At 61.0% G+C, this 22,466-nt stretch carries 18 protein-coding genes and 1 tRNA gene; 8 read left to right on the top strand and 11 right to left on the bottom strand.

From position 1 onward, the window contains the following. Positions 1-7: 7 nt before the first annotated feature. Together BLW36_RS11365 and BLW36_RS11360 are read right to left on the bottom strand one after the other, a co-directional pair. Positions 8-472 (bottom strand): YaiI/YqxD family protein, encoded by a 465-nt coding sequence (locus tag BLW36_RS11365; RefSeq protein WP_091388336.1) that lies wholly within the window; start codon positions 470-472, stop codon positions 8-10. Next, positions 469-720 carry a DUF3565 domain-containing protein gene (locus BLW36_RS11360; protein ID WP_091388335.1) on the bottom strand — a complete coding sequence of 84 codons (252 nt, stop codon included), beginning with the start codon at positions 718-720 and terminating at the stop codon, positions 469-471. The genes BLW36_RS11365 and BLW36_RS11360 overlap by 4 nt, the downstream gene beginning before the upstream one ends. A 175-nt stretch (positions 721-895) precedes the next feature. On the opposite strand from BLW36_RS11360, the gene rep reads away from it, so the two are divergent. Further along, the gene (rep, locus tag BLW36_RS11355) at positions 896-2,929 is read left to right on the top strand and encodes a DNA helicase Rep (protein WP_091388332.1); all 2,034 of its coding nucleotides are present in this window, start codon (positions 896-898) and stop codon (positions 2,927-2,929) included. A gap of 29 nt (positions 2,930-2,958) precedes the next feature. Here the strand turns inward: rep and BLW36_RS11350 are convergent, their stop codons facing one another. Continuing rightward, entirely contained in the window at positions 2,959-5,688 is a 2,730-nt protein-coding gene (locus BLW36_RS11350) for a PKD domain-containing protein (protein WP_139304870.1), read from the bottom strand. Between the two features lie 356 nt (positions 5,689-6,044). Continuing rightward, positions 6,045-6,467: a c-type cytochrome gene (locus BLW36_RS11345; RefSeq protein WP_091388328.1), complete on the bottom strand. Its 423-nt coding sequence runs from the start codon at positions 6,465-6,467 to the stop codon at positions 6,045-6,047. Between the two features lie 205 nt (positions 6,468-6,672). Here BLW36_RS11345 and BLW36_RS11340 point away from each other — a divergent pair. Beyond that, positions 6,673-6,749, top strand: a tRNA-Arg gene (locus BLW36_RS11340). Between the two features lie 413 nt (positions 6,750-7,162). Here BLW36_RS11340 and BLW36_RS11335 read toward each other — a convergent pair. The 3 genes from BLW36_RS11335 to BLW36_RS11325 all read right to left on the bottom strand — a co-directional run bounded on the left by BLW36_RS11335 (position 7,163) and on the right by BLW36_RS11325 (position 10,467). After that, positions 7,163-8,077 (bottom strand): SDR family NAD(P)-dependent oxidoreductase, encoded by a 915-nt coding sequence (locus BLW36_RS11335; protein ID WP_091388326.1) that lies wholly within the window; start codon positions 8,075-8,077, stop codon positions 7,163-7,165. A 59-nt stretch (positions 8,078-8,136) separates the two neighbouring features. Next, positions 8,137-8,595: a MaoC family dehydratase gene (locus tag BLW36_RS11330; RefSeq protein WP_091388324.1), complete on the bottom strand. Its 459-nt coding sequence runs from the start codon at positions 8,593-8,595 to the stop codon at positions 8,137-8,139. A gap of 69 nt (positions 8,596-8,664) precedes the next feature. Beyond that, on the bottom strand, positions 8,665-10,467 hold the full coding sequence (locus BLW36_RS11325; protein ID WP_091388322.1) for an acyl-CoA dehydrogenase: 1,803 nt from the start codon (positions 10,465-10,467) through the stop codon (positions 8,665-8,667). Positions 10,468-10,621: 154 nt separating this feature from the next. Here BLW36_RS11325 and BLW36_RS11320 point away from each other — a divergent pair, with 154 nt between their 5' ends. Further along, positions 10,622-11,455 carry a helix-turn-helix domain-containing protein gene (locus BLW36_RS11320; RefSeq protein ID WP_091388320.1) on the top strand — a complete coding sequence of 278 codons (834 nt, stop codon included), beginning with the start codon at positions 10,622-10,624 and terminating at the stop codon, positions 11,453-11,455. A gap of 58 nt (positions 11,456-11,513) precedes the next feature. On the opposite strand, the gene BLW36_RS11315 is transcribed toward BLW36_RS11320, so the two are convergent. Next, positions 11,514-11,948: a VOC family protein gene (locus tag BLW36_RS11315; protein ID WP_091388318.1), complete on the bottom strand. Its 435-nt coding sequence runs from the start codon at positions 11,946-11,948 to the stop codon at positions 11,514-11,516. A gap of 193 nt (positions 11,949-12,141) precedes the next feature. Here BLW36_RS11315 and BLW36_RS11310 point away from each other — a divergent pair, with 193 nt between their 5' ends. The 3 genes from BLW36_RS11310 to BLW36_RS11300 all read left to right on the top strand — a co-directional run bounded on the left by BLW36_RS11310 (position 12,142) and on the right by BLW36_RS11300 (position 15,732). Further along, the gene (locus BLW36_RS11310; RefSeq protein WP_170833192.1) at positions 12,142-12,771 is read left to right on the top strand and encodes a CAP domain-containing protein; all 630 of its coding nucleotides are present in this window, start codon (positions 12,142-12,144) and stop codon (positions 12,769-12,771) included. 230 nt (positions 12,772-13,001) lie between these two features. Further along, positions 13,002-14,495: a C13 family peptidase gene (locus BLW36_RS11305; RefSeq protein WP_091388314.1), complete on the top strand. Its 1,494-nt coding sequence runs from the start codon at positions 13,002-13,004 to the stop codon at positions 14,493-14,495. 130 nt (positions 14,496-14,625) lie between these two features. Beyond that, positions 14,626-15,732, top strand: a complete 1,107-nt coding sequence (locus BLW36_RS11300; protein ID WP_091388312.1) for a MipA/OmpV family protein — start codon at positions 14,626-14,628, stop codon at positions 15,730-15,732. Between the two features lie 156 nt (positions 15,733-15,888). Here the strand turns inward: BLW36_RS11300 and BLW36_RS11295 are convergent, their stop codons facing one another. Continuing rightward, positions 15,889-17,583: an alkaline phosphatase D family protein gene (locus BLW36_RS11295; RefSeq protein WP_091388311.1), complete on the bottom strand. Its 1,695-nt coding sequence runs from the start codon at positions 17,581-17,583 to the stop codon at positions 15,889-15,891. Between the two features lie 206 nt (positions 17,584-17,789). On the opposite strand from BLW36_RS11295, the gene mtgA reads away from it, so the two are divergent. Beyond that, the gene (gene mtgA / locus BLW36_RS11290) at positions 17,790-18,473 is read left to right on the top strand and encodes a monofunctional biosynthetic peptidoglycan transglycosylase (protein WP_091388692.1); all 684 of its coding nucleotides are present in this window, start codon (positions 17,790-17,792) and stop codon (positions 18,471-18,473) included. Positions 18,474-18,588: 115 nt separating this feature from the next. On the opposite strand, the gene BLW36_RS11285 is transcribed toward mtgA, so the two are convergent. Continuing rightward, the gene (locus BLW36_RS11285; RefSeq protein WP_091388309.1) at positions 18,589-20,790 is read right to left on the bottom strand and encodes an OsmC domain/YcaO domain-containing protein; all 2,202 of its coding nucleotides are present in this window, start codon (positions 20,788-20,790) and stop codon (positions 18,589-18,591) included. A gap of 173 nt (positions 20,791-20,963) precedes the next feature. Further along, a complete protein-coding gene (locus BLW36_RS11280) occupies positions 20,964-21,833 on the bottom strand; it encodes a LysR family transcriptional regulator (RefSeq protein ID WP_091388307.1) in 870 nt (289 codons plus the stop codon). A 94-nt stretch (positions 21,834-21,927) separates the two neighbouring features. On the opposite strand from BLW36_RS11280, the gene BLW36_RS11275 reads away from it, so the two are divergent. Beyond that, positions 21,928-22,428 (top strand): lactoylglutathione lyase family protein, encoded by a 501-nt coding sequence (locus BLW36_RS11275; RefSeq protein WP_091388305.1) that lies wholly within the window; start codon positions 21,928-21,930, stop codon positions 22,426-22,428. Positions 22,429-22,466 lie beyond the last annotated feature (38 nt).

Here is a 22,466-nt window from a genome sequence, read left to right as displayed (position 1 = left end):
GGTCTGGTTAGTTTTTAAATTGCTGCTTTTTTTTGGCCAGCCACTTGTCGAGCTGGTCGGCGAAGGCCTTGCGCTCCTGCTGCCCCAGCGGCGGCGGCCCGCCGGTATGCATGCCGCTGGCGCGCATGGTGTCCATAAAGTCGCGCATGTTCAGGCGCGCGCGGATATTCGCCGCCGTGTGGCGTTCGCCGCGCGGGCTCAGCGCCGTGGCCCCTTTCTCGATCACCTCGGCGGCCAGTGGGATATCGCTGGTGATCACCAGGTCGCCGGCATCGCAGCGGCGCACGATCTCGTTGTCGGCCACGTCGAAGCCGGAGGTGACCTGCATGGACTTGATAAAGCGCGACGGTGGCACCCGCACCGGTTGATTGGCGATCAGGGTCATTTCCGTGTGCGTGCGCTCGGCAGCGCGGAACAGGATTTCCTTGATGACCACCGGGCAGGCGTCGGCATCGACCCAGATTTTTGTCACGGCGTTGTTACCTCTTCGCTACTGTTCTGTTCATCGAGCCCTTCATTGCGGTCTCGCGGTGCACCCTGGTCGCATTTCTTGCAGTTCAGCCGATGGCCGAGCATTCCGTTGCGGCCGCTGTCGGTCATCACCCAGGGACGGTTTTGCCAGGGCGGATCGTGGCGCACATGCTGGTTGTGGCCACAAGCTAGCTCGGCCACCCAGTGATCTTCCTCGTCGCGGTGGTAACCGGTGATGGGTTGCTGCATGGTAATGGGGCTAGCCGGGAAACTGTGCCCGCAGTTATAGCCAATCGTCACGCCGATGTATACGCGCCAGCGGCAGAATGACCGCCGGGCCGCACTGCGCTCACCGGTCGACCTCTCAGAGACCCGCCAAGACTGGTAGAATCGCCGCCTCAACGAATCAAGATGTAAGCTCCGAATGACTCAGCTGAATCCCCGCCAGGCGGAAGCGGTGAAATATGTCGACGGCCCCTGCCTGGTACTGGCCGGCGCCGGCTCCGGCAAGACCAGCGTGATTACGCGCAAGATCGCCTACCTGATCGAGGAGTGCGGCTATGCCGCGCGCAACATCGCCGCGCTGACGTTCACCAACAAGGCCGCCCGCGAGATGAAGGAGCGGGTCGGCAAGCTGCTGGCTGGCGCGGACGGCAAGCGTTCCAAGGCCAGCCACGGCCTGACCGTGTCCACCTTCCACAACCTGGGCCTGAACATCCTGCGCAAGGAATACCGCGCGGCCGGCTTCAAGCCGGGCTTCTCCATCTTCGACGCCGAGGACGCCCGCGGCCTGATCAAGGAGCTGATGCTGCGCGACGGCGATCTGGACACCGACCTGCTGGACCGGGTGCAGAACCAGATCTCCAACTGGAAAAACGACATGCTGACGCCGCGCAAGGCGCTGGAAATGGCCCAGAGCGCCGGCGAGCAGGCCATCGCCGTCGCCTACGGACGCTACTGCGACGCCCTGAAGGCCTACAACGCGGTCGACTTCGACGACCTTATCCTGCTGCCGGTGCAGCTGTTCGACTCCGACCCCGAGCTGCTGCAGCGCTGGCGCAAGAAGATCCGCTACCTGCTGGTGGACGAATACCAGGACACCAACAACTCCCAGTACCTGCTGGTGAAACTGCTGGTTGGCGGGCGCGGCGGCCTGACCGTGGTGGGCGACGACGACCAGTCGATCTACGCCTGGCGCGGTGCGCGCCCGGAGAACATGAGCGCGCTGAAGACGGACTTCCCTAACCTGCGCCTGATCAAGCTGGAGCAGAACTACCGCTCCACCAGCCGCATCCTCAAGGTGGCCAACCACCTGATCGCCCACAACCCGCACGAGTTCGACAAGGCGCTGTGGTCCGACCGCGGCCTCGGTGAGGAGATCCGTGTGCTCAAGGTGGCCAACGAAAACGAGGAAGCCGAACGGGTCGCCAACGAGATCTTCCTGCAGAAGTCCCGCCGCGGCTGCAAGTTCATGGACTTCGCCGTGCTCTACCGCGGCAACCACCAGGCGCGCCTGATCGAGATGAAGCTGCAGGAGCACCAAATTCCCTACCAGATGTCCGGCGGCACCTCGTTCTTTGCCCGCGCGGAGATCAAGGACGTGATGGCCTACCTGCGCCTGCTGGTAAACCCGGACGACGACAACGCCTTCCTGCGTATCATCAACACCCCGCGCCGGCAGATCGGTACCAGCACACTGGAGGCACTGGGCAACTATGCCAAGGGCCGCGAGATCTCGATGTTCAGCGCCTGCAGCGAGATCGGCTTCAAGGAGCACATCAACGAGCAGGGCTACGAGCGCCTCAACCGCTTCGCACTGTGGCTCGAGGGCGTGCAGCGCAACTGCCGCGAGAAGACCGCCGACGCCGCATTAAGGGAAATGCTCGACGATATCGACTACGCCGGCTGGCTCAGCCAGAACGCCAGCAGCGAGAAGGTCGCCGAGAAGCGCATGGAGAACGTCTACTGGCTGCTGGAAAGCCTGAACAAGATCATGGAGGGCACCGACGACGAGCTGGAGCAGGATATCCGCCTGGAACAGGCCATCTCCAAGCTGATCCTGCGCGACATGCTCGAGCGCCAAGAGGAGGAAGAGGCCACCGACAAGGTCAGCCTGATGACCCTGCACGCGTCCAAGGGCCTCGAGTATCCCCACGTGTTCATGATCGGCATGGAGGAAAACCTGCTGCCGCACCGCAACAGCATCGAGGACGACAATATCGAGGAGGAGCGCCGCCTGACCTACGTCGGCATCACCCGCGCGCAGAAGACCCTGACGATGACGCTGGCCGGCAAGCGCAAGCAGTTCGGCGAAACCCAGGACACCACCCCCAGCCGCTTCCTCGACGAGCTGCCGGAGGAGGATGTGGAACTGGAAGGCTTTGGCAAGGCGACGCCGGAGCAGAACCAGGCCAAGGGTGAGGAGACGCTGGGTTCGCTGTTGAGCATGTTTGATTGAGGCGCCTTTAAGGAAAGGCGCCTGGGCAATTACCTGGACACCGTGATGCGGTCACCACTTTCCGGCTCGACCGCCATGAGGCTGTCGTAATGGCCGTTTGCCGCATAGAGAAGACCCCGCACCTCATCAAGGGCCAGCCCCTCAATATTGAAGAGGTCGAGCCCGTCACCAATCGATAAGTCGCCGGACTTCATCAGCCATTCGCCAGTCGAGGTATTGATACTGTAAATCCTCCTGCCAAAAGAGGCATAAATTGTTCCGTCCGAAGAGACTCCCGAGAGGTGATTAAACCAGCCAGAATAACCTACCAGCATATTGTTTGAGTCCACAATGACAGTTCTATCTCCGGTCGCGATATCAATAGCCACAAGGGAGTTTAGGTCAGAGGATGAGTCATTTGCGGCGAACATTTTCTCCCTGTCCGGTGCAAGGGATATCGCACGAACTGACTCCATCAGGCTGCCCTCCCCTCTGGTACTGCTGCTGACCACCGCGATTTCCTTCGTATTCAGGTCAACCTTGTAAATTGCCCCATCATTGAATCGGGAGTAGTAGAGGACTTCGGCCGTACTATCGATCTGCATCGACGAGATATTTGCAACTCTAGGGTCGCTCGCTCCGGAAAGGAACTCTGTGCCCACAGACGTCTCAGGATCAATTTGTACAATATTCCCACCATCGACAGACCATACATACAGCTTTTTCGTCAGCTTGTCGTAAGCCAGCCTGCTGGGATTGTTTAATGCCGACCCGGTGCCTACACCACTGCCGTAAACAAATGTTCTATCACCATTGTCCATATTAATCGCCAATACACCGTCAGCACGGTAATCCGCTGCATAGGCAATTCGATTATCAAAATCCAAGGCCAGGCCCATCAGATCCCGAGGGATGCTGCCGATCCCGACTTCATCCCTGAAGACCTGTGTTCGAGCACCCGTATCCGGAACGACCTGAAATACCGCATTCCAGGCATCATAGGAATCACTGTCCGTCAGCGTATAATCGCTGTCCCCAGCTACTCGGAAAATATCGATTGGAGAAAGTAATTGGACGTCTCCAGACACAATGGGCAGTGCCCGCTTGTCCCCAGTTTCGACATCCACTTCCACAATGACATAATCGGTCTCACCAATGACGAGACCGGTGATTAACAGCTTGCCATTGCTTTTATCAAGCCACATTGCCTTGGCTAGATTCATTGTTGGGCCGACAGAATTGGGCATTACGACCCTGTCCCCAGTCTCCAGGTCCACGCGGTAAATATAGTCTGGGGATCTGTCGTCGTAGACATATGCTTTACCGTTAGCGAAGTCCGTGACCGAGAGATAGGCATTCTCAAAACCGGTGCCCGCACCAACGGTGCCGCCCTGCGAAAGCACACTTCTGCTACCGTCAGCGACATTGACCTCGATCAGCGCTTGCAACCCGCTATCGAAAACATGCAGCACACTGGAATCCGGAGCCACTTCAATATTGCTATTAACAAGCTGTGAGAAGCCCGGTCCACTGCCGGTGCCGTCGCCACTGACGGTAGTGAGAGTCCCCGAATCCAGGTCGATCGAAAAGATGGTATTGAAAGCCACTTCTATGAAATAGGCAGTGTTGGTGACCGGGTCATAGGAGACACTACCCAATTGGCTGGTGATATTACCGATTTCGTACAGGACGCCCAGCTCTCCTGTGACAGCATTTACCTCCAGCAGCCTCAGACCCTCTGTGGTTCCACCACTGAGCGCCAGCAGCTTCCCGTCTTTATATTCGGCAGTACGAAAATCATGAAGCAGCGGATGGTAGTCAACTGACGTATCGGCACCGTAGACCCTGCCATCCTCCGGGTCAGCAGAGCTCACTTCCACTCGCAGCGGATATTCGCCGGCGCTTTTTCCGGCGAACGGGATGGCTGCGCTCCAGGTACCATCCGCAGTGATAGTCCCGTTAATGTAAGTGCCATCGAAGACGACAACCAGGCTGCGCTGCTCCAGGGATGGGGCCTGCACACGTCCTTTCAGGTCTAGGGTTTCGCCATAAAAAACGGTTTGATCGGTGGGGGGGAAATCCAGATTAACAGCGACATGTACAGCGGTATAGGTAACCGAGTCTGTGGCGGTATTGCCTGCCGAGTCCGTCACCGTTAATTCCATCGTGACGCTAGTGTCGAAATCGGGCGCCGTAAAATAGGCAACACTTTGATCGCCATGTTCAATTGTCACGTCAGGTCCGCTGACCTGCTTCCATGAGTAGCTGCTGATATCGCCGTTCAGGTCGCTGGAACCGCTACCATCCAGGTCAACACGCTCGGCAATAGCGATCTCGCGATCACGGCCTGCAGAGGCCACCGGCGCTACCGCCACTGGTAGCAGTGTTACGGTCACGGTATCGGTATCGGATGCCCCGTCATCGTCGGTTACTTCGATCTGAAAGACGTACTCCTGCTCGCCAACATAGAAGGGCTCTGCGGTAGCTTTTGCCACGCCACTGGCAGCAGTTTCAATTTTGAGTTGCTGGACGCCGGAGAGCTGCTTCCACACATACCGGGTGATTTTGCCATCACCATCCGATGATCCGCTGCCGTCCAGCTCTATCGGTCCGGACGCCACAATTGAATAATCGGAGCCGGCATCTGCCGTGGGAGCCAAGTTGGTTGCGCCGCCAGAAGCGCCGCCTCCAGAATCACTACTACCACCGCCGCCCCCACCACCACAGGCAACCAGTAAAAGCGTGCAGCCCCCTATTAGAATTTTCTTACTAAAGCCCATCCTGTCCTTCCCTTCTATTAGAATTTTTTTCTAGGTTGATATCGGCGTAGATGGTACAGCTTCGCTGCAAAGTTGGAAGCGCCCCGTAATTACATCGAATTTCACATCAGCACGATCAATATTTGCACAACTTGAAAAGCAACAACGACACGTCCAGGCGGACTCTTGGCGACCAGCCCGCCCCCAGGAGGTAGATATACGCAGGGAGACCAAGCCGGAGAGGAGCGGAACCGGGGCACTGATGTGGAAATCTCAGTCCACGCCTCCACAGCGGCAAAAAGGGGAGGCCAGGGTTCAGGAAAAACAAAAAAGGCCGCTCAGTGAGCGGCCTTTTGGGAAGCTGAGTAAGCGGTCGCTTACTTGCTGCCTTCCACCATGTAGTCCACGGCGGCTTTGACTTCGTCTTCGCTGCAGTCCATGCACAGGCCCTTGGCCGGCATGGCGTTGAAGCCGTTGATCGCGTGGGTGTAGAGCGTATCCATACCCTTGTCGATACGCGGGCCCCAGGCGCCGGCATCGCCGAGCTTGGGCGCGCCCGCGGCACCGGTGCCGTGGCAGGTCGCGCAGCTCGCGTTGTAAACGGCTTCACCGCTGCGGGCCGCACCGCCGGCTGCTGCCGGAGCCGCCGCAACCGCTGCGGCGCACTCGTCGCCCTTCATGCAGATCTCGCCTGCCGGCGCGATGCGGTCGGCGATTTCTTGATCTACCGACTGCGCCATTGCAGCGGCTGCACCCGCAACTACGGCCAGCGCCGCCACAATATTCAAAATCTTCTTCATCCTATCCCCCTAGAGGCCATGATCGCGGCCCGTAGACTACCGGCACACTGCCGCATACTGCTACCAGCCGCGCATTATAAGCATTGTGCCGCCCGCTGCGAAGGGCGCCAGCCCATAATCCGCCGATCCGTCCCCAATCCGCTTTGCCCCACCCCACCCCTTCTGTATAATCCGCGTCCGCACTGGCAATAGCCCAGACCGCGTACCGCCCCTAGCTCAGCTGGATAGAGCGTCGCCCTCCGGAGGCGAAGGTCAGAGGTTCGAATCCTCTGGGGCGGGCCATATACAAAGAAGGCCACCCAAAGGGTGGCCTTCTTTGTATATGGCCCGCCCCAGCGATTAGATTCGAACCTCCGTTCGAGCCGGAGGTGCGCAGCACCGGAGACCAGCGAGCCCGAAGGGCGAAGCTAATCCTCCACACTCTGCACCATCAATGCCCAACCGGTGGCCTTTCTTGTATATGGTGCGTCCGAGGGTCCAGATCAGAACCTCCCGGTTCGACTCGCAGACGCGCAGCACCGGAGACCAGCGAGCCCAACGGGCGAAGCCAATCCTCCACACACACCACACTATCAAAACCCAACGGGCCGCCTACTTTGTAGATGGCCCGCCCGAAGGTCCAGATTAGAACACCCCGGCGCCCATCAGGGCCCCGGGGTGTGCGTCAGTCGCTACGAAGTTCGCGGCAGCCTGAATCAGGCCGGCTGTGTGTGGGCCATGGCCATGGTGAGGAACTTCTCGGTCTGCCCGGCGCCGGAGGCGAGTTCCGCCTGGCCACTCTGGTCGCAGATTTTGTCCCAGTTTTCGATCACGGCCTCCGGGGTCTGCTCGTCGGCCGGAATAAAGGTGCCGGCCGTTTCAAACAGGCGGGTGCTGGCATAGCCGCCGGCACCGGCGCAGAGGATGAAGCGGTTCGGCGCATCCTTGTGACACAGGGTCAGGGCGCCTGCGGTCACCGCTTCCGGCGTGAGCATCTCCAGGATTTCCGGCGGCATCAGGTCTTCGGTCATGCGGGTGCCGGCGGTTGGTGACAGCGCGTTGACACGGATATCGTACTTGGCCCCTTCCAATACCAGGGTGTTCATAAAGCCCAGCACCGCCATTTTCGCTGCGCCGTAGTTGGACTGGCCGAAGTTGCCGTACATACCGCTCGACGAGGTGGTCATGACGATGCGGCCGTAGTTCTGCGCGCGCATGATTTCCCACACCGCCTTGGTGCAGTTCACGGAGCCCATCACATGCACGTCCATGACCAGCTGGAAATCGGCCAGCTCCATCTTGGCGAAGGTCTTGTCGCGCAGGATGCCGGCGTTATTGATCAGGATGTCGACGCGGCCCCACTTGTCCATGGCCTGCTGCACCATGTCCTGAACTTCGTCGTACTTGGCTACGTTGGCGCCGTGTGCAATCGCCTCGCCACCATTGGCCTCGATTTCACGCACCACTTCCTGTGCGGCTTCGGAGGAGGCGCCGCTGCCGTCGCGGGCGCCGCCGAGGTCGTTGACCACGACTTTTGCACCGCGCGCGGCCAGTGCCAGCGCATGAGATTTTCCGAGACCGTTGCCGGCGCCGGTTACGATGGCCACCTGGCCGTCAAAGCGTACACTCATAATCTTCTCTCCATCGTTCTTTCGTTACGGATTAGCCGCACGGGGGCGGCTCGTCGGAATCAGCCGGCCACCTGCATGGTGAGCCACTCGGCCAGCAGCGCGGGCTTTGTCTCGCCCTCGATCTCGACGGTGACTTCAGTTTTCAACATAAACTGGCCGGGATTTTTTTCGGTGACATCGAGCAGCCGCGCGTGTGCGCGGATACGGCTGTCGACCTTTACCGGGGCGATAAAGCGCACCTTGTCAAAACCGTAATTGACGGCCATCTGCAGATCTTCCACCAGCAGGATGAAAGACTCGGCGAAATGCGACAGCAGCGACAGGGTGAGGAAGCCGTGGGCAATGGTGGAGCCGAACGGTGTCTGCGCCGCACGCTGCGGATCGACGTGGATGAACTGGTGGTCGTGGGTAACCTCGGCGAACAGGTTGATCTGTTCCTGGTTCACGGTGTACCAGTCGCTGGTTTGCAGGGTTTTGCCAACGCTTTCCAGCAGTTCTTGCTTACTGACCGTCTTCATGGTCTCTCCTGTCGTTCTCATGTTCTGTTATGCACTGGGCGCACTGCGCCCTGTCATCCCGGTGCCGCCTCAGAACCACTCGGGCTGCATGTCGAAGCTGGTGCTGTCGATTTCCTTGACCAGTTTTGACCAGTGGTAGATTTTCGGCAGCTCCGAGCGGAAGAAGTACTGCATCGCCTGCAGCTTGCCGCGATAGAAGTGCTCGTCTTCCGGATGCGGATTGCGCTGCAGGCCGGCATCGGCGGCGAGGCCCTGGCGCAGCCAGATCCAGGCGATGACGACATGGCCGAACATTTCCAGGTAGCTGACCGAGTTCGAGAATACCAGATCGGGGTTTTTCTCCGCGGTGGCACCGAGCACGGCACTGGTGGCCTGCTGCAGCTCCTCCAGCGCGGCCTGCAGGTCGGCGGCGAACAGGCTCAGTTCGCTGTCGCGCGCCTGTTCGATGGTCTGCTGCATTTCCGCGAGTACGGCGCGGTAGCCGGCAAACTTGTTCATCGGCACCTTGCGTCCGAGCAGGTCCAGGGACTGGATGCCGGTGGTGCCCTCGTGAATCGGGTTCAGGCGGTTGTCGCGGTAGAACATTTCCACCGGGTGCTCGTTGATATAGCCGTGCCCGCCCATGACCTGGATGGCGAGGCTGTTCGCCTGCGGGCCGTATTCCGACGGCCAGCTCTTGATGATCGGGGTGAGGAAGTCGAGCAGCGTGTGCGCGTGGGCCCGCTCTGCCTCGGTCTCGGCGGTCTTCTCGTCATCGGCCAGCTGGCTGCCGTACAGGCACAGCGCGTAGGCGCCCTCGGCGTAGGCCTTCTGGGTCAGCAGCATGCGGCGCACGTCCGGATGCTCGATGATATTGATCGGTGAAGACTCCGGATCCTTGTTGGCGAGCAGGCGGCCCTGGGGGCGCTCGCGGGCGTAGTCGAGGGAATACTGGTAACCGGTCAGGGCGGTAATTGCCGCGCCGGTGCCGACCATGATGCGCGCCTCGTTCATCATGTGGAACATGTACATCAGGCCGCGGTTTTCCTCGCCGACCAGGTAGCCCACGGCACCGCCTTTCTCGCCGAAGCTGAGAGCGGTGGAGGTGTGTCCGCGCCCGCCCATCTTGTGGAACAGGCCGGCCAGCGCCACGTCGTTGCGCTCGCCGTTACTGCCGTCTTCGTTGACCAGGAACTTGGGCACGATAAACAGCGAGATCCCCTTCACGCCCTTGGGTGCACCCTTCACGCGGGCGAGCACCAGGTGCACGATGTTCTCACTGAGCTCGTGGTCACCGCCGGAGATGAAGATCTTGTTGCCGGTGATGCGGTAGCCGCCGTCTTCATCGCGGGTGGCGGTAGTGGTGAGGTCGGCGAGGCCGGAGCCCGCACCGGGTTCGGTCATCGCCATGGTGCCCATGAAGCGACCCTCGCGCATCGGCTTGACCCACTTCTCCACCTGCTCCGGCGAGCCGTGCGCCTCGATCAGGTTGGCGTTGGCGTTGGTCAGGGAAATGTAGCCGAACGTGGTGCTGGCCGCCGCCCACAGATGAGCCTGCACGGCATTGGTGACGATCAGCGGCAGCTGCATGCCACCGTCTTCAAAATCTGTTTCCGGCGCGGCGAGGCCGGCCTCGATGATCGCGTCCAGTGCCGGCTTGATTTCCGGCAGCAGGTGCACGCGCTCACCGTCGAAGGTGGGTTCGTTGATGTCCACTTGCTGCCGGATGGGCAGGAAATGCTTCAGTGCTACCGTCTTGCCGGTTTCGATGGCCGCGTCGAAGGTGTCGCGGCTGTGGTCGGCATAGCGCGGGCGCTTGGTGAGGGATTCTGCATCGAACAGCTCGTAGAGCATGAATGCCAGGTCGCGTTCGCTGAGCGCTTGTGCTGCCATGGGTCACCTTGTTCCTGTTACTGACGGGAAGAATGGGCCGCTTAGGGGCCGGTTGGGTATTGTGTTGGGAGTTGCTAGACTCGGCCATGACCTCAGAGGTCAAGTTCGGCCGGCACCGGCACGGCGAATCCGGCTAGCCGTTTGAGGCAGGGAAATGAGTGAAACAGCCTACAATGCGTTCGGCCACCTGTTGCGCTTCTGGCGGCGGGTACGCGGCCTCAGCCAGGAAACGCTGGCACTCAGCCTTGAGTCCTCCACCCGCCATATCAGCTTCCTTGAAAACGGCAAGGCCAGGCCCAGCGAGGCGCTGGTGGGCGCTATCAGCCGTGCACTGGACCTGGGTGAGCGCGACAGCAGCTACCTGCGCCTCGCCGCCGGCTACCTGGCCGAGAGCCGCGAAGTCGACTTCCAGGCACCGGAATTCAAGTGGCTGCGCAAGGCCACCCTGCTGTCGCTACGCGCGATGGATCCCTACCCGGCGGTGCTGACCGACCGCTACTGTCGCCTGCTGATGGTCAATCGCAGCTGGGTCGCCTTCTACCGTGAGTCGGTCACCGCTGAAGAGCTGGCGAAGGTGGAAAACCATTTCAATTTTATGTTTCGCCGCCCACCGGAAGGGGTCGCGCTGGATTCGTGGCAGCACACACTGGCGATGATCCTGATGTATACCCAGCAGGAGGCGCTGCTGACCAACGACCCGATATACCACGCGATGGTGCGCGAGCTGGCCGCGCATCCGGGCGTACCGAAAGACTGGGCGCAGATTGCCTCAAGGCTCGAACCGATGGCCAGTTTTCGGGTGGAACAGGAATACCGGGGCGAGCTGATGCGCTTTTTCAGCGTCAACCTGACGGTCGGTGCCATGGGCCCCGCCTCCTATGTGTCGGAGCCGCGGCTGGTGATCAACACGCTCTATCCCGAGGCCGATGAGCTCGACCTGTCCGAGGCGCTGGGCGGCGATCTGTCCCACCCGCTCCTCTACTACTGAACGGCCGTATCCCCGCCGCGCGCCTTGACAGGCCTGCCGCTGCCCGGTGTGAACGCCGTTATTTCGCGAACAGCTCGCTGTGGATATCGCGGAAACCCTTGAATTCCAGCGCATTGCCGCTCGGATCGAGGAAAAACATCGTGCCCTGCTCGCCGGGCTGGCCGGCGAAGCGGATATAGGGCTCGATGACGAACTCGTCGACGAAGCTTCTGGCCCGCTCGGCAAACGCCCGCCACTGTTCGAACTCCAGCACCACGCCGAAGTGCGGCACCGGCACGCCGTGGCCGTCGACGTGATTGGCGATGGCCGCCACCTTGCCGTCCCTGCCGATGGCCGGATTCAGGTGGGTAACGACCTGGTGGCCGAAGAAGTCCCAGTCTACCCAGTGCTCGGCGCTGCGGCCCTCGGCGAGGCCCATCTTGCTGCCGTAGAAATCGCGCGCCTCGTCGATATCGCGGACCTGGATCGCGAGGTGGAAAGGGGTCAGGGCCATAGGGGATTCCCGCTATAAAAATGCTTCGCCGGCAGTATGCCGGCGCCTGTAGCGATTCTCAATCGAGCCGCCGGCGCGCCCGGGCCGGAGAGCACACGCGCACCGTTGCGCTTGCGCCCGCCTTGCATCCTTTTTGCCGACCGGACAGTTTCTCACTACTACTGATGCTGACATTGAAACCCAGGGTGAAAACGTGAACCAAAGCCTTATCACGTTACTGCTAGCCATCGCTGTCACCATCGCCGCCCAGGCCGGTGCGGCCGCCCCGGACTGCACCAGGGCCGGCAAATGCAAGGCCCTCGATCTGCACAACCAGGTCAGGAAAAAACTGAACGCCGGCCGCCTGCCGAACAGCCCCAAACCGAACCCGCCGGTGGCGATGCTGAAGTACGACAAGGCGCTGGCCCGCACTGCCTACAACTGGTCCGCAGCGCAGTGCAATTCCCGCCCGGGCCACAACGGCAAACGCCGCGAGCATTTCATTGCCAATGGCGGCAACCCGGCGTATCCGTCGATCGGGGAAAATATCTTTTACTCCTCCGCCCACCTTGCGGAGACGGACGCACTGTCGCAGGCAGTGGCGGGCTGGGCCGGGGAAGCCGCGCAGTATCGCTACCGCCCGTTCAAGGATCTGAAAACCGGCCACTACAGCCAGCTGATCTGGGACAGCATGAATGCGTTCGATGCAAAGGGCAGGAAACTGCCGCGCGCGGTCGGCTGCGGGGTTTATCACTGCCCGCGCGGCAACTTCCGCACCATCGTGACCTGTAACTATGCCCCGGCCGGGAATATCTACAAGCACCTGCCCTATCGCACCGATTAGACACCTCCCCTGAGGGCCCGGGCTTTTAGTTTTTCACGCTGCATTGCCGAATAATGAGCACAATATTTTAGTCGGGGAGCCGATATGACCTTCTAGGTTTAAGAACAAATCTGCTTCGAGGTTATCTCTCCTGTTCGCTCAGACATCGCTGGCCGCCAGCCAAATCTTTTGAGCGCAGCAGACCTCATTTTGTTAGTCTGACTTTAATAATCAAAACGATGGCATTGCGAATGAAACCCGCCTCTTTTACCCGCTTGCTCACGCTCCCGGCACTGCTGTTGATGCTCGCCGGCTGCGAGCCGGTGCATTCTGCCGAGAACACCACCCTGCCGGACGGTTCGGTATACGCCGGGAGTCTGCAGAACGGGCTGTTTCACGGTAAGGGCGAATTGAGCTGGCCGGACGGGCGCCACTACGAAGGCGAATTCGTGCAGGGCCGCATCAGCGGGCGCGGGCGCTTCGATTACGGTGATGGCTGCTTCTACGAAGGCGAGTTTCTCGATGGCGAGCTCAGCGGCCACGGCCGCTATGAATGTGCGGAGGGCGTCTGGGAAGGAGAATTCCAGCAGGGGGAATTATTGAAAGGCTCCGTTGCGTGGACGGACGCCGGATCCTATGAAGGGGAATTCCTGAACCTGATGCCCCACGGCCAGGGCCACCAGATCACCGCGGAAGGCGCCCACTATGAAGGCACCTTCGCGGACGGCTACCTGGTGCAGGGCAGCTACCGCGACGAACAGGGCTATCGCTACCAGGGCGGCTTCGAATATTCCTTCTACGCCGGCGAAGGGGAACTTACCCAGCCGGACGGCACCATTATCCGGGCCAACTTCGAGTACGGGGAAGCCAACGGCGAAGGTGTGCTGATCCACAAAGATGAGCGCGGCAAAGCGGTGGAAGAAACCGGCTTCTTTGTCGCCGGCCAATATTACCCCAGCAAACAGGCCTGGCGTGGCAACGAAAAACAGCAAAGGGCCGCGGTGGAAGCGCGCCTGTACAGTGAAGCCGAGCGCCTGCGGTCTGCGCTCGCCGCACTGGCACCGCAGCGACCGGGGGTGCGCGATGTGTACCTGCTGGTGGTGGGCGGTGACGGTACCTCGCCGGTGTTTGCCAAAGAGGTGGACTGGGTATCGGCAAGGCTCGGCTCGGTATTCGATATCGAGCAGCGGCAAATCCGCCTCAGTAACGGCGGCGGGGACAAACTGCCACTGGCGACGCGCACCAGCGTGCGGCAAAGCCTAAAAGCCTTGGATGCGCAGATGGATCCGGAAGAAGACCTGCTGCTGGTGCACCTGGTCAGCCACGGCGACGAGAACGGCGACCTGGTTCTCAAAGAAAACAAGCTGCCGCTGAACGATATTTCCGTAGAAGACGGCAAGCAGTGGCTGGACGGCCTACGCGCGCAGCACCAGTGGCTCATCGTATCCGCCTGCTATTCCGGCCTTTGGAAAGAGGCTCTGGCCAGCCCTAATCGCGTGGTATTCACCTCCGCCGCCCCGGACCGCACCTCCTTCGGCTGCGGCGATGACTCCGAACACACCTGGTTCAGCGCGGCGCTGTACGGCGAGGCACTGAATAAAGGCCTTAATGATCCCGCCGCCTGGTTCGCCGCCGCCAACCGGCGCGTGACCGAAATGGAACAGGAGCAGGGCATCGAGGAAGATGCACACTCGCTGCCGCAGCATGCCGTGGGGCAGGAATTTATTGACTGGTGGACCCGATAAAGTCGACGGCACAAGTCCGACTCGGAAAGGCCAACTAAAAAGGAATCGAATAGGGGCGCTGTACTCAACATCTGAACGGTAACCGCATTCGTATACTGTTTATTCAGTTGCAAAAGGACACGCGGTATCGATGAAAACGTTAAGCACGGCCCTGCTACTCGCCTTACTGTTCAGTTTCTCCAGCGCGGTCGCCGAAGAAATCAGCGTCCGCGTACATAACCTGCCAGCCGAGGGCTCCCTGGTGCTGCAGGTTTATAACAACGCGGATACCTTCGGGGATTTCCGCAATCCGGTGCGAGAAGTCCGCTATACCATCCAGCCCGACGATACCTACGTGATTGCCGATGTGCCGGCAGGCACGGTCGCCGTGCTGGCCTACCTGGACAAAAACGACAACCGCACGCTCGACAAGAATTTTATCGGCATCCCGCTGGAACCCCTGGGGCTGTCCAACGACTATCAGCCCAAGGGCCCGCCCAGCTTCCAGCGCGCCGCCATCACCGTGCAGCCCGGCCAGGCAACCAACGTGGACATCCGCCTCTACGACGTGCTCGGCGAATCCGGCCAGTGGGGTGTCGGCCTCGGCGTCATCGGCCGCAGCAGCCCCTATGTGGGCTCGGATACCACCGTGATCCAGGTGATACCCGCCATCACCTACTTCGGCGAGCGCTTGCAGTGGGTTGGCCCGCAGCTGCGCTACGGCCTGCTCGGCAGCGGCAAGCTGCGCCTGGCACTGTCCGCCTCCTATCGCCTCGGCGCCTATGAAGAGGACGACGCCGACATACTCGAGGGGCTCGGCGACCGCGATGCGACGCTGATGGGCGGACTCGGCCTGGTCTACGAGGGGCCGGCCGGCACGGAGTTCGAGGTGCTGTACGAACACGATGTGCTCGACCGTATCGGCGGCGGCGCCGCGGCGATCAGTGTGTTTCGCGGTTTCCAGTTCGGCAATTTGCGCCTGGTACCGGAACTCGGCATCAACTGGCTGAGCAGCGACCTGGCGGATTACGACTACGGCGTGCCGGAATCCGCGGCAATCCCGGGCCGGCCGGCCTATGCCGTCGGCAGCAGCTATACCATCGAGATCGGCGTCGGCGGCCTACTGGAGCTGTCGGAAAACTGGCGCGCGGCGCTGAGCGTGGCGGTGGAACAGCTGGACAGCGAGATCCGCGACAGCCCGATCGTCGGCGACGACCGCGTCGTCAGCGGGTTCGCGGCGATCACCTATACGTTCTGAGCGGGCGGGGCAAATAAATAACTACCCGAATTCGTCATGCCGGCGCAGGCCGGCATCCAGCCCCCCAAGGCTTTCCGACATCGCAGTACTGGATCCCGGCCTGCGCCGGGATGACGACAATTAGATACGGGAGCCTGCAGTCGGACCAAGTGCCAATCAGCCCAGGCGATGCACCACACTGTGGCTGCCGGCCACGCCGAACTCGGCACTGTCGATGTTATCGACGAACTGCCACTCCGCTTTTACCTCTTCGCGGCTGAACGTCAGCGCCATATAGCCGCGCTGGTGCAGGTTGCAGTACTGCAGGCCGTCGATCAGCACCGGCATGCCCTTGGCCAGCTGCTGCGCCGATTGCTCGTCCAGCTGCAGATAGCTCTCCATCCCCGGTGACGTGACACTCGGCGCGGCGAATTCCAGCCCGATCAGGCGACCGCTGTCGTCCTTCAGGTGATTGCACCAGGCGTTGTGGGTATCGCCGGCCACCACCACCAGGTTCTTGCCCAGCTCGGCCACGTGGCGGTACAGCGCCTCGCGCTCCACCGCGTAGCCATCCCAGGCATCGAGGTTATAGGGCACTGTCTGTTCCAGCCGCGCGCGCTGGGTAGCGCTGAGCGTTTCGCCCTTCAGGCTGGCCATTTTCAGTTGCACCAGCTCCGGCGTGGGGTCGGCTTTCTCGCCGCGGCTGTAGTAACCCATGATGATTTCCGCCGGCAGGTGCATCTTGCCCATCAGTACCTGCTGGCCGAGCAGCTGCCAGTGGCCGCCGGACTCTTGTAGGGTCTGCGCCAGCCAGTTGCGCTGGGTCGGGCCGAGCAGGGTGCGGTCCGGGTTCGCCAGTGCGGCGCCGAAGGCGCGGCCGTCGAAGCTGCCGTCCTCGCCGAGATAACGGGAAAAATGCAGCTGCTCATCGCGGCCGATCACGCGGGTGTCGAGCATATGCAGATCCAGCAGGTCGCCGAACTGGAAGCTTCGGTAGATCTGCGGCTTGGTCTCGCCCAGTGGCGGGCGGATCGGCAGCCATTCGTAGTAGGCCTGGATCGCCGCCGCGCGGCGGGTGTAGAAGTCGCCTTCCTCCGGGCTGTGGTTTTCCGCCCCGTCCTTCCAGGTATCGTTGGCGATCTCGTGGTCGTCCCACACCGCGATAAACGGCGCCGCCGCGTGCAGTGCCTGCAGGCCGGCATCGGTGCGGTAGAGGGCGTAGCGCTTGCGGTAATCTGCCAGCGACAGCAGCTCGCCGGCGTTGTCTTCCGGCAGTGCGCGGCCGATCTGCGCCGCACGCTCGGTGGCGTAACCGCCGGCCGGATATTCGTAGATGTAATCGCCCAGGTGCAGCACGGCATCCCAGTCGCCGCGCTCGGCCGCCAGCGCATAGGCGTTGAAATAGCCGGCCGGGTAGTTGGAGCAGGAGAACACCGCCAGCCTCACCTGGTCCACCCCGCCAGCCGGTAGTGTCTTGGTGCGGCCCACCGGGCTCTGCTCGCTGGCGCCGACGAAACGGTAGTAGTAGGTGGTATCCGGCTCCAGCCCCTGCACATCGATCTTTATGGTGTAATCGCGGCCCGCGGTGGTCTCGGCGCTGCCGCGGCGCAGTACGCCGGTAAACTGGTCGTCGCGGGCCAGCTCCCAGGTGACCCTGAGCGGCTTGCCGCCCGGCGCCGAGGCACCCGGCGTGGCGCGGGTCCACAGGATCACCGCGTCCTGCAGCGGATCGCCGCTGGCGACGCCGTGGGGAAAACTGACTTCGGAGGGCAGCTCCGGCCGGGACATGGCCTGCAGCGGGGTGGAGACCAGCACACCGCCGGTGGCGGCGAGCGCGGCCTTGAGGAAATTGCGCCGGGTAAATCGGTTCACGGTTGTCACGCCTGTGTTGTTCTGTTTATCGGAGGTGACCCAGAGCCTAGGGGCTCAGTGTGACAACTCTACTAAAGAACCGTGAAGCCGGCCAAAATGGCGCCATCGGCCGGGGCCGTTGGCACCAGCCGGTCAGTCCGTATTTGGAACCTCCGGTGCCGGCCGGCGTCTCAATGAGGATATCGCGACTAGCAACGATGAAGTTTATGTTGTCCCGCCCCCTGAAACGCGCCGCCAGACTCGGCTTCTGGCTCGGCGCGACCTTCTGCGTCAGCACCGCGCTGCTGGTGCTGGCCCTGCGCTGGATAGATCCGCCCTCTTCCGCGGTGATCTTCGCGTGGGAGTTGCAGAGCGGCCGAGAAGCACACCATCAATGGCGCCCGCTGGAGCGGATCTCCCCGAACCTGCAGATGGCCGTCGTCGCCGCGGAAGACCAGAAATTCCCCCAGCATTTCGGCTTCGATTTTGCGTCAATGCAGAAAGCCCTCAGCGAGGACCGCCGCCGCGTGCGCGGCGCCAGCACCATCACCCAGCAGACCGCCAAGAACCTGTTCCTGTGGCACGGCCGCAGTTATGTCCGCAAGGGGCTGGAGGCCTGGTTTACCCTGCTGATGGAAGTGCTGTGGCCCAAGGAGCGGATTCTGGAGGTGTACCTGAATATCGCCGAATTCGGCGAGGGTATTTACGGTGCCCAGGCGGCATCGAAGAATTTCTACGGCACCTCGGCGCAGTACCTGAATCGCTGGCAAGCCGGGCGCATGGCCGCGGTATTGCCGAACCCGAAACGGATGTCGGCCAAATATCCGTCGAGCTATGTGCGCAGCCGCGCAGCAACGATCAACCGGCAGGTGCGGCAACTCGGGGGTTACGGCTATCTGAGCTGGCTCTGAAGCGCGGCAGGGATTCCGTAGCAAGCCGCGCATTGCCCGACTTCTCCTCTCAGTCATTGCCCACACAAAAAAAGCCCGCCATTCGGCGGGCTTTTTTTGTGTGGGCGCAATGCCGTTAGCTCTGAACGTACTTGGCGGCGCGCGCCGCATGCAGTTTCTTATAACTGTCGATCAGGCGCAGGTGTTTATCCAGGCCCTCCAGCTGCATATTGGTCGGCGTCAAGCCGTGGAAGCGCACGCTGCCGTTTACCGAGCCGACCACCGCAGCCATTACTTCCTCGCCGAACATGCGCTGCAGGTTCGCCAGATAGTCTTCCAGCTCGAGTTCGTCATCGAGGGCGATTTCCAGTACCGCATTCACCGCCTGGTAGAAGAGCCCACGCTCGACCGTGTTGTCGTTGTACTGCAGGAAGGTTTCCACCAGTTCCAGCGCTTCCTCGTGGCGCTGCAGCGCCAGGTAGATCAGCAGCTTCAGTTCCAGGATGGTCAGCTGGCCCCACACGGTGTTCTCATCAAACTCGACACCGATCAGGTTGATGATCGTCTCGTAGTTATCGAGCTGGCTCTCTTCCAGGCGATCCACCAACGCTTCCAGTGCGTCGTCACTGAGGGAGTGCAGGTTGAGGATATCCTCGCGGTAATCCAGTGCCTTGTTGGTGTTGTCCCAGATCAGGTCCTCCACCGGGTACACCTCGGAATAACCCGGCACCAGGATTCGGCAGGCCGGCGCGCCCAGGTCTTCGTACACGGCGATGTACACCTCTTTGCCCATCTCCTCGAGAATATCGAACAGGTGCGTGGCCTCGGTGGCGTTGGTGTCTTGGTGCTCGCCGGAGAAATCCCACTCGACGAAGTCGTAATCCGGCTTGGCGCTGAAGAAGCGCCAGGAAACCACGCCGGTGGAATCGATAAAGTGTTCGACAAAATTCTGCGGCTCGGTCACCGCCAGGCTGTTGAACGTCGGCGGCGGTACATCATTCAGGCCCTCGAAACTGCGGCCCTGCATCAGTTCGGTCAGGCTGCGCTCCAGCGCCACGTGGAAGCTTGGGTGCGCGCCGAAAGAGGCGAAGACACCGCCGGTGCGCGGGTTCATCAGCGTCACGCACATCACCGGGAACTGGCCACCCAGGGACGCGTCCTTGACCAGGATCGGGAAGCCCTGTTTTTCCAGCTCGGCGATGGCCTCACAGATATCGGGATACTGTTCCAGTACCGTGCGCGGCACATCCGGCAGCGCGATTTCCTGTTCGATGATCTGCTTCTTCACCGCGCGCTCGAAGATTTCCGACAGGCACTGCACCTGCGCCTCGGGCAGCGTGTTGCCGGCACTCATGCCGTTGCTGAGGTACAGGTTCTCGATCAGGTTCGAGGGGAAATACACCACCTCGCCGTCGGACTTGCGCACAAACGGCAGCGAGCAGATACCGCGATCCGCGCGGCCGGAATTGGTATCGATCAGGTTGGAGCCGGCCAGTTCGCCGTCCGGGTTGTAGATCGCCAGGCAGTAGTCGTCGAGGATGCCGTCCGGCAGTGCGTCGTCCGGCCCCGGCACAAACCACTTTTCATTCGGGTAATGCACGAACTCGCTGTTGGCGATTTCCTCACCGAAAAACTGGTCGTTGTAGAAGAAGTTGCAGTTCAGGCGCTCGATAAATTCGCCCAGCGCCGAACACAGCGCGGCCTCCTTGGTAGCGCCCTTGCCGTTGGTAAAGCACATCGGCGAGGCGGCGTCGCGGATGTGCAGCGACCACACGTGCGGCACGATATTGCGCCAGGAGGCGATCTCGATCTTCATGCCGAGATCCGCGAGGATCTTCGTCATATTGGCGATGGTCTGCTCCAGCGGCAGATCCTTGCCCTCGATAAAGGTGCGGTGCTCGGCGTCCGGCTGCACCATCAGCAGCGCCTGGGCGTCCTCGGCGAGGTTTTCCACCGTCTCGATCTGGAACTCGGGGCCGGTCTGCACCACCTTCTTGACCGTGCATCGGTCGATCGAGCGCAGAATGCCCTGGCGGTCCTTCTCGGAGATATCCTCCGGCAGCTCCACCTGGATCTTGAAGATCTGGTTATAGCGGTTTTCCGGATCGACAATATTGTTCTGCGACAGGCGGATATTGTGGGTCGGAATATCCCGCGACAGGCAGTAAACGCGAACAAAGTAGGCCGCACACAGCGCAGAGGACGCCAGGAAGTAGTCGAAAGGGCTCGGCGCCGAACCATCGCCCTTGTAGCGGATCGGCTGGTCGGTGATGACGGTGAAGTCATCAAACTTGGCTTCGAGCCGGAGGTTATCGAGAAAGTTGACGTTAATTTCCATTGCGGGACTACCGGATGTGCGGTTCAGAGGTAACTGGGGCGCGCCATTATGCAGATTTCGGGGCGATGCGTCTTTGCTATCAGGGACTGAGTAGGCACGTATGGCGACAAGGCGCGGTAACAAGGATCTGACCGTCACTGCAGTGTCAGACCGTGGAGCGTCACCATCATCGCTTACAGTTTCTTCATTACCTCGTTAATAACCGTAGTCACCCTGTTCGGCACCGTCCGCCGCCGGCGGCTGACCAGGTACAGCGTTTCACTGACCGGCTTCGGCAGGCGGTGCACGCGGACCAGCTTTGGCTTCAGAAAGGCCTCGACTGCATAGGCGGGCAATACGGTGAATCCCAGCCCCATGCTCACCGGTTCCAGGATCAGGCCGATCTGGTTGGAGAAGCCCTGCTTCCGGAACATGCTGGTGCCCTCGAACTCCGGGTAATTCGCCCCGAGCAGCAGGCCGGCGTGGTGGGAGCCATCCGGGTGATCGATAAAGCCCAGGTCCAGCAACTGCTGCCAGCCCGGTTTGGCCACCTTGGCGGGCGTGACCAGTAATAACTCTTCCTCCGCCACCAGCTGGCTGCTGACCTCCTCGCGTGTCGACACCCGCGACATCAGGCCGATATCGATTTCATCACTGGCGATCGCATTTTCTACGTCCCGGTTGGGGGCAAAGCGATAGTCGATGACAAGGGCCGGATGCTGTTGCTGCAGTGCCAACAACTGCGGATACAACCGCAGGCCGACACTGCCCGGCGACATGACCCGCACCTGACCTTCATAGGCGGGATCCTCGCCCACGCTCTGCTCGAGATCCTGCAACGCCAGAAGAATTTTGCGCCCCTCTTCATAAAGGCGCTCGCCGGCATCCGTGAGCGTGAACTGCTTGCCTTCGCGGGCGAGCAGCGCGTGACCAAGCTGGCTCTCCAGCTTCTGCAGGTGTTGGCTCACGCCGGACTGGGTCATATGCAGGCGCTCGGCGGTACGCGTGAAATGGCCCACCTCAGCGAGGGTGCAGAAAGTGCGGAGCCAGGTCGTATTAATCATTACGCTTTGTGTTCATTTGCATTTCAAATGATTATTTCACGTTATTAACTATAGTTTGTAACCTGCGCGCAACTTCAACGCAGGAGTACCGCAAATGAGCAACGTCTACCCGAGAACCTTTTCCCACATCGGCATTTCCGTCCCCGACCTGGAAAAGGCGGTTGAATTCTATACCCAGGTATTGGGCTGGTACCTGATCATGGAGCCCACGCTGATCGAGGAGGACGACAGCGCCATTGGACAGATGTGTACCGACGTGTTCGGCGCCGGCTGGGGCAGCTTCCGCATTGCCCACCTGTCCACCGGCGACCGTATCGGTGTGGAGATCTTCCAATTCAACAACCAGGAGAACCCGGAAGACAACTTCGAATACTGGAAGACCGGCATTTTCCATTTCTGCGTGCAGGATCCAAACCTGGAGGAGCTAGCCGAGCGCATCGTCGCCGCCGGTGGCAAGAAGCGCATGGAAAAACCCCGTTACTACTACCCGGGTGAGAAGCCGTATCGGATGATTTATATGGAAGATCCGTTTGGCAATATCCTGGAGCTGTATAGCCACAGCTACGAATTGATTTACAGTGCCGGCGCTTACTAACAGCATGTCCTAAGTCGGAGGCGGCTCGCGCAACAGCC

This window comes from Microbulbifer marinus (assembly GCF_900107725.1).
Classification (GTDB): domain Bacteria; phylum Pseudomonadota; class Gammaproteobacteria; order Pseudomonadales; family Cellvibrionaceae; genus Microbulbifer; species Microbulbifer marinus.
Note: the sequence above shows the minus strand (reverse complement) of the source record. Positions and strands in the feature narration are given on the sequence as shown.

Bases quoted from the DNA above. Each gene is read 5' to 3' on its own strand.
- BLW36_RS11360 (WP_091388335.1), bottom strand. From the start codon at position 720: ATGCAGCAACCCATCACCGGTTACCACCGCGACGAGGAAGATCACTGG.
- rep (WP_091388332.1), top strand. From the start codon at position 896: ATGACTCAGCTGAATCCCCGCCAGGCGGAAGCGGTGAAATATGTCGAC.
- BLW36_RS11350 (WP_139304870.1), bottom strand. From the start codon at position 5,688: ATGGGCTTTAGTAAGAAAATTCTAATAGGGGGCTGCACGCTTTTACTG.
- BLW36_RS11345 (WP_091388328.1), bottom strand. From the start codon at position 6,467: ATGAAGAAGATTTTGAATATTGTGGCGGCGCTGGCCGTAGTTGCGGGT.
- BLW36_RS11335 (WP_091388326.1), bottom strand. From the start codon at position 8,077: ATGAGTGTACGCTTTGACGGCCAGGTGGCCATCGTAACCGGCGCCGGC.
- BLW36_RS11330 (WP_091388324.1), bottom strand. From the start codon at position 8,595: ATGAAGACGGTCAGTAAGCAAGAACTGCTGGAAAGCGTTGGCAAAACC.
- BLW36_RS11325 (WP_091388322.1), bottom strand. From the start codon at position 10,467: ATGGCAGCACAAGCGCTCAGCGAACGCGACCTGGCATTCATGCTCTAC.
- BLW36_RS11320 (WP_091388320.1), top strand. From the start codon at position 10,622: ATGAGTGAAACAGCCTACAATGCGTTCGGCCACCTGTTGCGCTTCTGG.
- BLW36_RS11315 (WP_091388318.1), bottom strand. From the start codon at position 11,948: ATGGCCCTGACCCCTTTCCACCTCGCGATCCAGGTCCGCGATATCGAC.
- BLW36_RS11305 (WP_091388314.1), top strand. From the start codon at position 13,002: ATGAAACCCGCCTCTTTTACCCGCTTGCTCACGCTCCCGGCACTGCTG.
- BLW36_RS11300 (WP_091388312.1), top strand. From the start codon at position 14,626: ATGAAAACGTTAAGCACGGCCCTGCTACTCGCCTTACTGTTCAGTTTC.
- mtgA (WP_091388692.1), top strand. From the start codon at position 17,790: ATGTTGTCCCGCCCCCTGAAACGCGCCGCCAGACTCGGCTTCTGGCTC.
- BLW36_RS11285 (WP_091388309.1), bottom strand. From the start codon at position 20,790: ATGGAAATTAACGTCAACTTTCTCGATAACCTCCGGCTCGAAGCCAAG.
- BLW36_RS11280 (WP_091388307.1), bottom strand. From the start codon at position 21,833: ATGATTAATACGACCTGGCTCCGCACTTTCTGCACCCTCGCTGAGGTG.
- BLW36_RS11275 (WP_091388305.1), top strand. From the start codon at position 21,928: ATGAGCAACGTCTACCCGAGAACCTTTTCCCACATCGGCATTTCCGTC.